This window comes from Clostridium sp. C105KSO13 (genome assembly GCF_001517425.1).
Lineage (GTDB): Bacteria > Bacillota > Clostridia > Lachnospirales > Lachnospiraceae > Muricomes.
Genome location: NZ_FBWL01000165.1, coordinates 20007 through 32983, shown reverse-complemented (window position 1 = coordinate 32983; position 12977 = coordinate 20007). Strand labels below are relative to the sequence as shown.

At 42.3% G+C, this 12977-nt stretch carries 13 protein-coding genes and 1 other annotated feature; all 13 genes read left to right on the top strand.

Annotated elements, in window-relative coordinates:
* The first annotated feature begins 37 nt into the window (after nucleotides 1-37).
* Nucleotides 38-394, top strand: coding sequence for a hypothetical protein (locus tag BN3456_RS08750; protein ID WP_089983763.1), 357 nt, complete (start codon nucleotides 38-40; stop codon nucleotides 392-394).
* A 144-nt stretch (nucleotides 395-538) separates the two neighbouring features.
* Nucleotides 539-848: a binding site (T-box leader), on the top strand.
* A gap of 75 nt (nucleotides 849-923) precedes the next feature.
* Nucleotides 924-3575 carry a valine--tRNA ligase gene (locus tag BN3456_RS08745; protein ID WP_089983762.1) on the top strand — a complete coding sequence of 884 codons (2652 nt, stop codon included), beginning with the start codon at nucleotides 924-926 and terminating at the stop codon, nucleotides 3573-3575.
* 12 nt (nucleotides 3576-3587) lie between these two features.
* Nucleotides 3588-5807 (top strand): LTA synthase family protein, encoded by a 2220-nt coding sequence (locus BN3456_RS08740; RefSeq protein ID WP_089983761.1) that lies wholly within the window; start codon nucleotides 3588-3590, stop codon nucleotides 5805-5807.
* Complete coding sequence (locus BN3456_RS08735) at nucleotides 5804-7087, top strand: bifunctional folylpolyglutamate synthase/dihydrofolate synthase (protein WP_089983760.1); 1284 nt, start codon at nucleotides 5804-5806, stop codon at nucleotides 7085-7087. The genes BN3456_RS08740 and BN3456_RS08735 overlap by 4 nt, the downstream gene beginning before the upstream one ends.
* Nucleotide 7088: 1 nt before the next feature.
* Entirely contained in the window at nucleotides 7089-7223 is a 135-nt protein-coding gene (locus BN3456_RS16470) for a hypothetical protein (protein ID WP_278280285.1), read from the top strand.
* A gap of 22 nt (nucleotides 7224-7245) precedes the next feature.
* Entirely contained in the window at nucleotides 7246-8637 is a 1392-nt protein-coding gene (locus BN3456_RS08730) for a tetratricopeptide repeat protein (RefSeq protein ID WP_089983759.1), read from the top strand.
* Between the two features lie 166 nt (nucleotides 8638-8803).
* Nucleotides 8804-9118: an STAS domain-containing protein gene (locus BN3456_RS08725; RefSeq protein WP_089983758.1), complete on the top strand. Its 315-nt coding sequence runs from the start codon at nucleotides 8804-8806 to the stop codon at nucleotides 9116-9118.
* On the top strand, nucleotides 9115-9570 hold the full coding sequence (spoIIAB, locus tag BN3456_RS08720; protein WP_089983757.1) for an anti-sigma F factor: 456 nt from the start codon (nucleotides 9115-9117) through the stop codon (nucleotides 9568-9570). The genes BN3456_RS08725 and spoIIAB overlap by 4 nt, the downstream gene beginning before the upstream one ends.
* The gene (gene sigF, locus BN3456_RS08715) at nucleotides 9549-10268 is read left to right on the top strand and encodes an RNA polymerase sporulation sigma factor SigF (RefSeq protein WP_089983756.1); all 720 of its coding nucleotides are present in this window, start codon (nucleotides 9549-9551) and stop codon (nucleotides 10266-10268) included. The genes spoIIAB and sigF overlap by 22 nt, the downstream gene beginning before the upstream one ends.
* 92 nt (nucleotides 10269-10360) lie before the next feature.
* The gene (locus BN3456_RS15905) at nucleotides 10361-10522 is read left to right on the top strand and encodes a hypothetical protein (RefSeq protein WP_176699156.1); all 162 of its coding nucleotides are present in this window, start codon (nucleotides 10361-10363) and stop codon (nucleotides 10520-10522) included.
* Complete coding sequence (locus BN3456_RS08710) at nucleotides 10512-11177, top strand: stage V sporulation protein AA (RefSeq protein ID WP_089983755.1); 666 nt, start codon at nucleotides 10512-10514, stop codon at nucleotides 11175-11177. The genes BN3456_RS15905 and BN3456_RS08710 overlap by 11 nt, the downstream gene beginning before the upstream one ends.
* Nucleotides 11137-11553: a stage V sporulation protein AB gene (locus tag BN3456_RS08705; protein ID WP_089983754.1), complete on the top strand. Its 417-nt coding sequence runs from the start codon at nucleotides 11137-11139 to the stop codon at nucleotides 11551-11553. The genes BN3456_RS08710 and BN3456_RS08705 overlap by 41 nt, the downstream gene beginning before the upstream one ends.
* A 158-nt stretch (nucleotides 11554-11711) precedes the next feature.
* A complete protein-coding gene (locus BN3456_RS08700) occupies nucleotides 11712-12884 on the top strand; it encodes a BMP family ABC transporter substrate-binding protein (RefSeq protein ID WP_089983753.1) in 1173 nt (390 codons plus the stop codon).
* Nucleotides 12885-12977: the final 93 nt, after the last annotated feature.

The following is a 12977-nucleotide window of genomic DNA, read 5'->3' as shown; positions in this document are numbered from 1 at the left end:
TATATTGGTATAGAAGAAGTAACAGGCATGGTGAACCATGGAAACAGAACGTTACGCGGTCACATTTTATGACCTTGATCTCAAGCGGTATACAGTAGGTATGATTGCAGATTTATGGGACGTAAGTGCAGGGCTTATATATGAAGAGACTAATATTTTTGTTTCAGCAAATATATACACCAGCTATACCGTAAAGCATGATAATAATGAAGAAGCTTTCTATAGTATGACTTTTTTAGTTGTCAGCACCAGAAACCCTACTGAGATAGAAAGTGAAGTAGATTATTGGAATGCCTATAGGCAGGTTATAGAGGCAATCAGGGCAAGATTAGGAAACCCCTGTATGTCTTTGACAAAACAAGACGTGGATTTCTTTTATTTCCAAAAACTTTGAATCTTAAGATTTACTAAAATCCTTGACAAATCGGCACTTGAAAGATATGATGGTCTTTAGTTAACATATGCTTAATATTTTTGTAACTGTACAGTTGAGACAGCTCAAATGTCTTTTTTGAATAGGTACATGTTTTCTTCATATGTAAAGGTGCTGAGGAAGAGGAGTACATAATGACTCTTGACAGAGAGAACCGCTCATTGGCTGGAAAGCGGTTTCAGAAGAGAATTGTGGAAGGTAGCTTCTGAACTGGAGGTCTGAATATAACAACGGTAAGATGTCCCGGAATTGTCTACGTTACAGGACTGGTGTACTGCTGCATTAACTTTTCCGGGCAAGCTATTTTGCGAAATATTAATGCAGCAGTGCTCTAAAGAGATGCCCCCTGTTGGAAAAAGCAAGAGAGTCAGATGGCATGAAATTAAGGTGGTACCGCGTTGATTACGCCCTTTACAATATGTAGAGGGCGTTTTAAATTTTTTAAAATGTGAAAATATTGTGAAAGAATGGAGAGTATAAGGAGGAAACAATGGGAAAGGAACTGGCAAAAACTTATAGCCCAAAAGAAATTGAAAAAAAATTATATGAAAGATGGTGTGAAAAGAAATATTTTCATGCAGAGGTGGACAGAAGCAGAAAACCATTTACAACTGTAATGCCGCCACCGAATATTACGGGAAAGCTGCACATGGGACATGCTCTGGACAACACCCTGCAGGATATTCTGATCCGATATAAAAGGATGGAGGGATATAATGCACTGTGGATACCGGGGACAGATCATGCCGCAATTTCCACAGAGGTCAAGGTTACAAATCAATTAAAAGAAGAGGGAATTGACAAGAAAGAGCTGGGGCGTGAAGGATTTCTGAAAAGAACATGGCAGTGGAAAGAAGAGTATGCTGGAACCATTCAAAATCAGTTGAAAAAGCTGGGAATCTCCTGCGATTGGGACAGAGAACGCTTCACAATGGACGAGGGCTGTTCCAAGGCAGTGGAGGAAGTGTTTATCCGCCTGTATGAAAAGGGCTATATTTATAAAGGCTCCAGAATCATTAACTGGTGCCCGGTTTGTAAGACATCGCTTTCCGATGCAGAAGTGGAACATGAAGAGCAGGACGGCTTCTTCTGGCATATTAAATATCCCATAGCAGGTACAGATCGATTTCTTGAGATTGCCACTACACGTCCGGAAACCATGCTGGGGGATACTGCAATAGCAGTACATCCGGATGATGAGCGCTACAAAGATATCGTGGGGAAGAAAGCAGTACTTCCACTGGTAAATCGAGAAATACCTATTGTAGCTGATTACTATGTTGATAAAGAATTTGGAACAGGTGCCGTAAAGATTACTCCGGCCCATGACCCCAATGATTTTGAAGTGGGAAAACGCCACAAGCTGGAAGAAATCAATATTATGAATGATAATGCCACCATAAACGAAAAGGGTGGTAAATACGCGGGGCTGGAACGCTATGAGGCGAGAAAGGCAATTGTAGAGGACCTGAAAAGCCAGGGCTTTCTTGTGAAAATAGAGCCTCACTCTCATAATGTGGGCACCCATGACAGGTGTTCCACAACGGTGGAACCACTGATTAAACAGCAGTGGTTTGTGAAGATGGAAGAATTAGCAAAACCTGCCATTAATGCATTGAAGACGGGAGAACTCAAGTTTGTACCGGAGCGTTTTGACAAGATATACCTCCACTGGCTGGAGAACATTAAGGACTGGTGTATTTCCAGACAAATCTGGTGGGGACACAGGATTCCTGCGTATTATTGTGATGAATGTGGAGAGATCACAGTGTCGAAAGGAATGCCAAAAGTCTGCCCACACTGCGGCGGAACACATTTTACACAGGACGAGGATACACTTGATACGTGGTTTAGTTCTGCACTGTGGCCGTTTTCCACATTAGGCTGGCCGGAAAAAACAGAAGATCTGGACTATTTTTACCCTACGGATGTGCTGGTAACAGGGTATGATATTATTCTTTTCTGGGTTATCCGTATGGTATTCTCAGGATATGAGCATACCGGAAAAGCACCGTTTAATACAGTGCTGATTCACGGACTTGTGAGAGATTCCCAGGGACGTAAGATGAGTAAGTCCCTCGGAAACGGAATCGACCCGCTGGATGTCATTGATCAGTATGGTGCAGATGCGCTTCGTCTTACACTGTTGACAGGAAATGCTCCCGGCAATGATATGCGTTTTTATCAGGAAAGGGTAGAGGCAAGCAGAAACTTTGCAAATAAGGTATGGAACGCATCACGTTTTATTCTCATGAACATTGAAAATGAAGAACTGACGCAGCCGGCAATTTCTAAATTGGCAGAAGCAGATAAGTGGATTTTATCTAAAGTAAATACTCTGGCAAAAGATGTGACCGAGAATATGGATAAATTCGAGCTGGGTATTGCGGTACAAAAGGTGTATGATTTTATCTGGGACGAATTCTGCGACTGGTATATTGAGATTGCCAAGTATCGTATTTATCATAAAGATGAAAATAAAGAAGCAGCCAACTGTGCATTGTGGACTCTGAAAACTGTTTTGGGACAGGCACTGAAGATGCTTCATCCGTTTATGCCCTTCATAACTGAGGAAATCTATAACGCCCTTGTTCCGGAAGAAGAATCACTGATGATTTCAAAGTGGCCGGTATACAAAGAAGAATGGAACTTTGCCTCATCGGAAAACATAGTAGAACACATGAAAGAAATAGTACGCCAAATCCGGAACATCCGTGCGGAGATGAACGTTGCAAATAACCGTAAAACAAAAGTGTTTATTGTATGTAAAGACGAGATACTTGCAGCAGGCTTTAAGGCCATAGCTGATTTTGTAAAGCCTCTGATGAGCAGTTCGGAGATATTGATTGGTACGCAAAAGGAGGGCATTTCAGAGGACGCTGTTTCTATTGTTGTGCCGGATGCTGTCGCTTATCTTCCTATGGAAGATCTGGTTGATTTCGAACAGGAAACAAAACGATTGACAAAAGAAGAAGATAGACTGAAAAAAGAGATTGCGAGAGCAAAAGGCATGCTGGCAAACGAAAGATTTACCAGTAAAGCTCCCCAGGCAAAGGTTCAGGAAGAAAAAGACAAACTGGAAAAGTATGCGCAAATGTTAAAGCAGGTACAGGAGAGAATGGCAGGCTTGAAGAAATCATAGGAGTGGTCATAAATGAAACACATTCAAATCAGGAAACCTTATATAAAAGGGTTTTTTTATAAAATAAAAAATCTTAATAAAGAAGATATAAAAGCACACAGGGAAGCAAGAAAAAAGCGGCGGCAGCTTGCGCTTGAGCGGCGCCGCAACAGTGCCTTTGCAAAAAAAATGAGACCTGTATATAGTTTCATGAATAAGATAGCACTCATTCTTCACTTTCTGCTGGCAGCAGTGCTGAATTTCTCTATAGAAGTGATATCAAGGCATTCTCTGTTATCGGCATGGAATTACATGGCAGGAACACCGAAAGTGTTTTTGTTTAATACATTTTTGATATTTTCAACCTTTTCCATTGTGTTTCTGGTCCGCCGGAGGGTGTTTGCCAGAATTCTGGTGAGTGTGTTCTGGCTGTTTATCGGCATATGCAACGGCTATCTGCTTTTTAAAAGAGTCACACCTTTTAATGCCCAGGATCTTAAGGTCCTTTCCGACGCTCTGGAACTGACGAGCAACTATTTTAGTCCTCCTGAATTGGTTTTATTAATCATTGGGATTGTGGCAGTGATACTCTGGGTCCTCTCTATGTGGCGCAGAGGAGGGCAGTATACAGGAAGGATGCATCGTGTTATTTCTTTGTTCGGGGTGGTATTCTGGATTGGTGCATATGTTGTTCTTACAGATGTGGCAATTGATAAGCGTGTGGTTTCAAATTATTTCGGAAACATTGCTTTTGCCTATGAGGATTACGGTTTCCCCTACTGTTTTACAGCCAGTGTTTTTGATACCGGCATATCAGAACCGGCAGGATATAGTAAAGATACGATGAAAAAAATCACCAACGATGGTGATATTACAAAAAATGAGACGGGGCGGTCCGAGAATGAGCTGCCGAACATTATTTTCGTACAGCTGGAATCCTATTTTGACCCTACAGAAGTAGAATGGCTGCATTTTTCAGAGGATCCGATTCCTAACTTAAGAGAGATGCATCAGAATTTTTCCTGCGGATATTTTAAAGTTCCGTCTGTAGGTGCAGGAACTGCAAATACTGAGTTTGAAGTGCTGACAGGGATGAACATGCGGTATTTCGGACCGGGGGAATATCCATATAAAACTTATGTAAAGACGAACCCGATGGAAAGTGCTGCCACTGCTTTGGAAAGCCTTGGCTATGGTGCAGAGGCGATTCACAATAACGGGGGGAATTTCTACAGCCGGGCTCAGGTCTATAACCATATGGGCTTTGACCATTTTACAAGCAAGGAGTTCATGAATATTCTGCAGACTACGCCGAAGGGCTGGGCAACGGACGATATCCTGATTCCCAACATCCTGGAATCCATGGATACTACCAGGCAGCAGGACTTTGTGTTTACCGTCAGTGTACAGGGTCATGGGGATTATCCTACAGAGAAGATGATTGAAAATCCGGAAATTGTGGTGAGTGGTGTAGAAGATGAGGGAAAGCGAAACTCCTGGGAGTATTATGTCAATGAAGTCCATGAGATGGATAAATTTGCCGGAAATCTCATCAAGGAGATTAAGAAGCGGGGCGAACCGACGGTTGTTGTATTTTACGGGGACCATCTGCCCACCATGGGACTGGAAGCCAAGGACATGAAGAGCAGATACCTTTATAATACCAATTATGTAATCTGGGACAATATCGGGCTTAAAAAGGAAGACAGAAATGTTCCTTCCTATCAGATTATGGCGGATGTATTTGAAAGACTGGACATTCATTCAGGCACTGTATTCAATTATCATCAGCAGAGAAGGCAGACGAAGAATTATTTAGCAGATCTGGAACTTCTGCAGTATGACATTTTGTACGGAAAGCAATATGTCTATGAAGACAGTGGACAACCAATCACCGAGGGGCACATGGCAATGGGCGTGAAAGATACCTCAATTACGGAACTGGTATCTCAGATGGACGGAACTTACAGTGTTTACGGTGAAAACTTTACAAAACAGAGTAAAGTGTATATAAACGGGGAAAAACAAAGCAGTACGTTTTTGAATAATACAAGAATTGACCTGAAAGATTCAAAGCTTGGAAACGGTGATGTTATACAAGTAGACCAGGTTGGTTCCAGCAATACAGTTTTCCGTGAATCCAGGGAATACACGTATCAGGATGGAAAATTGACAGAGATTTTGTTGACAGGCGATGAAGCCGAAGCCGGACGAAATGCGTTTGCAGATACAGACACGGGGGATGTAAAGTGACATACGAGGAAGCAGTTAAATATATTTTGAGCATCCCGAAGTTTACAAAAAAAAACAAACAAGAACATACCTGCCGGTTTTTAGAATACCTTGGAAATCCGCAGAAGGGGCGGCGGATTATTCATGTGGCGGGTACAAACGGTAAAGGATCAGTGTGTTTTTATTTGAGCACCATGCTTTTGGCACAGAAAAAGACGGTTGGGCTATTTATTTCTCCCCACCTGATAAAAATGAATGAGAGAATTATTATCAATGGCAGACAGATTTCCGACGACACTTTTCTTGAGTTGTTTGAATATGTTCTTGGCAGAATTGAAAAGATGCAGGAAGCAGGACTTTTGCACCCCACTTTTTTTGAGTTCTTGTTTGGAATGGCAATGACAGCATTTGCAAGGGAAGATGTAGAGTACATTGTGCTGGAGACCGGACTGGGAGGGCGGCTGGATGCAACCAATTCCATTGAAACACCTCTGGTGACAGCGATTACTTCCATCGGCCTGGACCATACGGAGATTCTCGGTGATACTATAGAGAAGATTGCCTTTGAAAAAGCAGGAATCATTAAGCCGGGGATACCAGTTTTCTACTCTGACACGTGCAAAGAGAGTAACCGAGTCATTGAAAATCAGGCTGCTTTGCAGGGAGCACCATGTAAAAAAATAGGGAAAGACGCGTACGAAATTCTGGGAATCAGGGATAAACATATTGCATTTTCCTGCACAAATGCGTATTATGGAAATACAGCATGGACATTAAACAACATAGGAACTTACCAGCCGGGCAACGCGTTGCTTGCAATGGAGGTTATGCGTTTTATCTTTGGAAATACGGGCAGAGCAGATGGCTGGAGAGAAGCACTTAGTCAGGCAAAGTGGTCAGGACGTATGGAGGAAATCCTCCCCGGTGTCTATGTGGATGGTGCACATAATGTCAGTGCAGTGGAGAACTTCATTAAGAGTGTGCAGACTCAGAAAGAAGAAAATATTATATTATTTTCTGCAGTACGTGATAAAAACTATGAGGAAATGATTTCATGCCTCTGCAGAGGACTAAACACAGGTTTTTACGTGCTTACCCGAATTGAAAATAAGCGTGGAACATCTTTGGAAGAACTGCGGCATGTTTTCAGCAGATATACAGATAAGTCTGTTGTAATAAAGGAGTCTGCCAGAGAAGCACTTCAATATGTACTTAAACGCCAGGGGAACAGGAAAATATACTGTCTGGGATCCCTTTATCTGGTAGGAGAGTTGGAACTAATAAGGAAGCAGGGGATATGAAATGTTAGATTACGAAGAGGAACTTAAGAAATTCAAACCGAGTCTGGAAGTAGAAGACATCGAGGACGCGGTGTATCAGGAAGATTTATCGGATATGACGGATTTACTGAGGGAAGTTATGGATCAGAAGAAATAAGGAAAGACAATGGTGACCATAGATGGACTACAGGAAGAGAATCTTATATCAATCTAATTACTGGTATAATGATGGCCTGAGGAAAGCACAGATAAGGGATCTGTCCGGTGCTATTGTTTCCCTTAGGCGGAGTTTACAATATAATAGAGAAAATATTACCGCCAGAAACCTTTTGGGCCTTGTCTATTATGGGCGCGGAGAGGCTGCAGAAGGTCTGGTTGAGTGGATTATCAGCAAGAACTTAAAACCAAGGGATAACATAGCTGACTATTTTATAAATAAAGTCCAAAAATCAACTGTTGAACTGGAGACCGTTAATCAAGCTGTAAAAAGATACAATCAGTGTCTTGTGTACTGCAGCCAGAGTGGAGAAGACCTGGCGATTATTCAGCTGAAGAAGGTCGTGGCAGCTCACCCTTCATTTTTAAAGGCATATCAGCTGCTTGCATTACTTTACCTGCACACAGAACAATACGCTAAGGCAAGACAGGCACTGCGGATTGCGAGAAAAATAGATACGACCAACGATATGACTCTTCGATATATGCATGAGATGGCTAATCTTCGGGGGAAAAAGGCAAATGCTGAAAGACCCGGGAGAGAAGAAACAGTGGAGTACAGTCTGGGAAATGAGACTATCATCCAGCCCAAAAATGGAGGGGTTAAGGCACTGACTGCTAAATTTACAGTAATGAATATTGTTGTAGGTGCTGTAATTGGAGCTGCTATTGTGTGGTTTTTGATATCACCGGCGGTGAGTAAGTCAAAGGCAGATAATGTGAATAAACAGGTCGTGGAGTACAGTGAGCGTATTAATGCCTTGGAGGCTCAGGTCAGTGCCCAGACGAGGACACTGGATCAGTACCGCCAGAATGATGCGGATGCAGCGGCCAACGCTAAGAATGCAGCAAGTACTTCGGAGAGTTATGAAAATTTAATGTCAGTATCCAGCCAGTTCAATTCGGGAAGCTACACTTATGATGTGATGGCGGATGCACTTTTGAGTGTAAATAGAGATGCTCTGGGAGAAGGCGGACAGCAAATGTATAATGAACTTTCCGCAAGTATTTTCCCTTCTGCATGTGACATCCTTTATTCTGGAGGAGTGGAATCTTTAAATGTGGCAAACTACGATACCGCCATATCTTCTCTGGGAAAGGTCGTAAAGATGGATGAAAGTTATGACGATGGAGGAGCGCTGCTGAATCTGGGCCTGGCGTATCAGCGAAATGGGGATAATGACAATGCTTCAGCTTATCTGAAACGTACTGTTGAATTATTTCCGGACACAGAGAATGGGCAGGAAGCACAGAATGCTCTGGACACAATTTCACAGGGAACAAGCACCACCGCGGAGGATGGAACAGCCGTGGCAGGAGAAGGCACAACGGATGACGGCGGAACTAATGAATGATGAAACATGATTTCTGCTTATTTACGCAAGATAAGGATATGTAAAAGTTTACATATCCTTTTTCTGATTCCCAAAAAGAAAGAAGACGCATAAGAACAGGGCAAACAGGCGGGGAGCGCTTCACATGTCCCGAACAAAAACTGTAAAAGTATGGAGGAGGAGTACTATGAAGTATCAGGTGCAGGAAAACTGCCTGACTATTTATCTGCCCAGGGAGGTGGATCATCACAATGCAGAGGATATGAGAAAAAATGCGGACGCACTGATCGAACGCAATCATATTAAATTTGTGATTTTTGATTTTGAGATGACAGATTTTATGGATAGCTCAGGAATCGGAGTGATTATGGGAAGATATCGAATTATACGTCTGCTGGGCGGAGAAATCTGGGCAGTGCATACCAGTGCAAGAATAAGAAAAATTCTGACTATGTCGGGAATGACAAAAATAATGCAAATATATGAGGAGGACGAAGCATGAAAAACACAAATGAAATGGAGATTATTTTTGACAGCTTTTCATCCAATGAGGGATTTGCAAGAGTAGCTGTGGCATCCTTTATGACCCAGTTAAATCCTACAGTAGAAGAGGTGTCAGATGTGAAGACTGCAGTGTCTGAGGCCGTGACAAATTCTGTCATTCACGGATATGAGAATAAAATACATAAGGTTTCCATTCGCTGCAGGATAGAAGGACAGCAGTTTACAGTGGAAGTAAGAGACAGTGGTGTCGGGATAGGGGACGTGGAACAGGCCATGACACCCTTGTATACCAGTAAGCCTGAACTGGAACGTTCCGGAATGGGATTTGCCTTTATGGAAGCCTTTATGGACCAGGTAGAAGTTGAATCAGAACTGGGGAAAGGTACTACAGTAAGGATGAAAAAAACCATCGGAAAAGGAAGGGAGCTATGGACCACACAATCGCTTTAATTAAAAAATCACACGATGGGGATAAAGAAGCGAGAGAACAATTAGTGGAAGAAAATGTAGGGCTGGTATGGTGTGTAGTGAAAAGATTTTATGGAAGAGGTACCGAAGCGGAAGATTTATTCCAGATTGGAAGTATCGGTCTTCTTAAGGCTATTGATAAATTTGATCTGTCTTATGAAGTGAAATTTTCCACATACGCAGTGCCCATGATATCAGGTGAGATTAAACGGTTTTTGAGGGATGACGGTATGATAAAAGTGAGCCGGTCTTTAAAAGAACTTTCATATAAAATCTTTCAGACCAGAGAAGAACTGATAGGCAGGCTCGGACGGGAACCAACTTTAGAAGAGCTGGCAGAAATCATGGAGGTAGACCGAGAGGAAATTGTCCAGGCTTTGGAAGCGGGAGGTGAAGTGGATTCCTTGTACAAGCCAATTCATCAGAAAGAGGGAAACGAAATCCGCCTGGTGGACAAGCTGGAAGAAAAAGAGAGAAAAGAAGAGAAAGTTCTCGACCGTATGCTGCTTGCACAACTGCTGGAGAGTCTGGATAAAGAAGAGCGCCAGCTGATTTACCTGCGGTATTTTGCTGAGGAGACACAGTCTCAGGTCGGAAAAAGGATGGGAATTTCCCAGGTACAGGTATCCAGGATGGAAAAACGCATTATTGAGAGTATGCGGAAACAGGGAAACTCTTAACAGTAACGCATATTTTATAAAAAATTTCAGATACTAACCTTGAAATGGAGCAGCAGCTCTATCTATTATGTGGAGGAAGGTTAGGTGCAATCATGGAAAATGGAAAAAGGAAAATCCGCATTTGCCTATTTAGCATTGTGTTGGCGGCAGTTGTGATTGGCGTTTTTTATTACTTTTTCAACGGAAGTACATCCGGCAATAATAGTGAAGGAACGTTGATTCAGAGGCCGGGGGTGGAATATTATGGCTGTTAATCACGATACGGTATACCTAAAAGGCGACAGGAACGTAGAGGTACAAAAGGCGGATGTTGCTTTGGGCGATATTGTGTCCCTTGAGTGCAGCAACAAAGATATCATTCCCAAATTGAAGACATTAAAAATAATGAAAATACCAGATAAGGGGAAACAGCGTGTTGTTATTTCCATTTTAAAAATTATTGCCTGTATACATGAGAAATATCCGGGTCTGGAAGTCCAAAATATGGGGGAGCAGGATATTATTGTAACCTATGAAGCGCAGAAGACTCCCGGCATGTTCTGGCACATTCTAAAAACTGCCTGTGTTGCTTTGATTACGTTCTGCGGATCTGCTTTTGCCATTATGACATTTAATAATGATGTGTCTGTGCCAAAGCTCTTTTCGCAGATTTATAAATATGTCACGGGAAATACATCGGATGGATTTACTATATTAGAGGTTACTTATTCTATAGGAATTACAATAGGAATTCTTATATTTTTTAACCATTTCGGGAAAAAGCATTTTACGGTGGATCCAACGCCCATGGAAGTGCAGATGCGGCTATATGAAAACGATATACAGACTACTTTAGTGGAAGATGCATCAAGAAGGGAGCAGGAACTGGATGTGGGTAAATCAAATCATGCTGGCAGTCATCGGACTTAGCGGCGGATTGATCGTCGCAGGAGGATTATTTTCATTTATCATAGAACTTGGCATAGCTGCTGACTTTGCAGACCGCACTCACACGGCGGATAAGATACTGTTGTATGAAGACTGTGTGGCGCTGGGTGGTATTGTGGGAAATCTGATTTCCATATTTCAGATACACATTCCCCACGGTAGCTGGATACTCCCCATATTTGGCCTTATGATCGGTATTTTTGTGGGATGCTGGGCTATGGCTCTGGCTGAAATACTGAATCTGTTCCCGATTTTTGTACGGAGATTGAAGATGGTCCGATATATTTCGGTGTTTATATTAAGCATTGCAATTGGAAAAGGTGTGGGATCCCTTATATTTTTTTATAAGGGGTGGTAAATTTATTAAGAAGTAAAAATAAATAATGTTTGTCGAAAACAAGTCGGGAAGTATTGACTTATTTTTTATCCCAGTGTAATATTTAAATGTAGACAGGCTATCCAATGGCGGAATGTATTTCTGATATGGGTAGCCAATTTTTTTAGGAGGAGAAGGTTATGAAGAAGAAAATTTTAAGCACATTACTGTGCGCAGCCATGGCGGTCAGCATGCTGGCAGGCTGTGGCAAGCCGGCAGCAGAGACAAGCAGCACTGATTCCGGAGATAAGAAGAAAGAAGCATCAGCAGGCATCACAAAAGAAGATATCAAGATTGGTTTTGTACACGTATCTGATGCCAGTGATATGGGGTATACATACAACCATGACCTTGGCACCAAAGAGATGCAAAAGACATTAGGCATAAGTGATGACCAGATTATCAATAAGTTCAATGTTCCTGAAGGTGCAGAATGTGACACGGCATTAAGGGAACTCGTGGATGCAGGATGCAACATTATTTTTGCAACGAGCTTTGGCTTTGAGGATTACGTAAAAGAAGTTGCGTCGGAGTATCCGGATGTACAATTCTGCCATGCCACAGGCTACCAGGCTAAAGACTCCGGTCTGGACAATATGCATAACTATTTCGCATCAATTTATGAAGCACGCTATCTGGCCGGTATTGCTGCCGGTCTGAAGACAGAAAGCAATCACATTGGTTATGTTGCAGCATTCCCCTTTGCAGAGGTTATTAGCGGATATACATCATTTTATCTGGGTGCCAGGAGTGTAAACCCGGATGTGACAATGGACATTATGTATACAAACTCCTGGAATGACCCTACCATAGAATCTCAGGTTGCAAAAGCTCTGATTGAGCGCGGCTGTGACGTGGTTTCACAGCATTCTGACTCTACGGCTCCTGCAACAACTGCGGAAGAGTACGGCGCATATCAGGTAGGCTACAATAATGATATGATTGAGGCAGCGCCGAAGGCTTCTCTAATTTCCGCACGTATTGACTGGGGAATTTATGTGACAGAAGCAGTGAAGGATGTAATTGACGGCAAAGAGATTCCGGTGGACTGGTGTAAAGGTCTGGCAGACGATGCAGTTTACCTGTCACCTCTGAATAAAGACATTGCCGCAGAAGGAACCCAGGAAGCAATTGATAAAGCGGCAGAAGAAATCAAATCAGGAGAACTCCAAGTATTCGCAGGCCCTCTGACAGGAACAAATCCTGACGGCGAGAAAATTGATATTGCTAAAGGTGATTACTATAAAGAACAAGTTGATCAATCTGCTCCTTCATGGAACTATATAATTGATGGCTGTAATGTAATTGAATAATTAAATTCATACCGGTATAAGTTCTCATTTACAGAGCCGTTACATAACGGCTCTGTTTTTGGAAGTGTACTAAAATACCAGACAGTCAATGAG

Bases quoted from the DNA above. Each gene is read 5' to 3' on its own strand.
- BN3456_RS08700 (WP_089983753.1), top strand. From the start codon at position 11,712: ATGAAGAAGAAAATTTTAAGCACATTACTGTGCGCAGCCATGGCGGTC.
- BN3456_RS08745 (WP_089983762.1), top strand. From the start codon at position 924: ATGGGAAAGGAACTGGCAAAAACTTATAGCCCAAAAGAAATTGAAAAA.
- BN3456_RS08740 (WP_089983761.1), top strand. From the start codon at position 3,588: ATGAAACACATTCAAATCAGGAAACCTTATATAAAAGGGTTTTTTTAT.
- BN3456_RS08725 (WP_089983758.1), top strand. From the start codon at position 8,804: ATGAAGTATCAGGTGCAGGAAAACTGCCTGACTATTTATCTGCCCAGG.
- BN3456_RS08705 (WP_089983754.1), top strand. From the start codon at position 11,137: ATGTGGGTAAATCAAATCATGCTGGCAGTCATCGGACTTAGCGGCGGA.
- BN3456_RS15905 (WP_176699156.1), top strand. From the start codon at position 10,361: ATGGAAAATGGAAAAAGGAAAATCCGCATTTGCCTATTTAGCATTGTG.
- sigF (WP_089983756.1), top strand. From the start codon at position 9,549: ATGGACCACACAATCGCTTTAATTAAAAAATCACACGATGGGGATAAA.
- BN3456_RS16470 (WP_278280285.1), top strand. From the start codon at position 7,089: ATGTTAGATTACGAAGAGGAACTTAAGAAATTCAAACCGAGTCTGGAA.
- BN3456_RS08730 (WP_089983759.1), top strand. From the start codon at position 7,246: ATGGACTACAGGAAGAGAATCTTATATCAATCTAATTACTGGTATAAT.
- spoIIAB (WP_089983757.1), top strand. From the start codon at position 9,115: ATGAAAAACACAAATGAAATGGAGATTATTTTTGACAGCTTTTCATCC.
- BN3456_RS08750 (WP_089983763.1), top strand. From the start codon at position 38: ATGGAAACAGAACGTTACGCGGTCACATTTTATGACCTTGATCTCAAG.
- BN3456_RS08710 (WP_089983755.1), top strand. From the start codon at position 10,512: ATGGCTGTTAATCACGATACGGTATACCTAAAAGGCGACAGGAACGTA.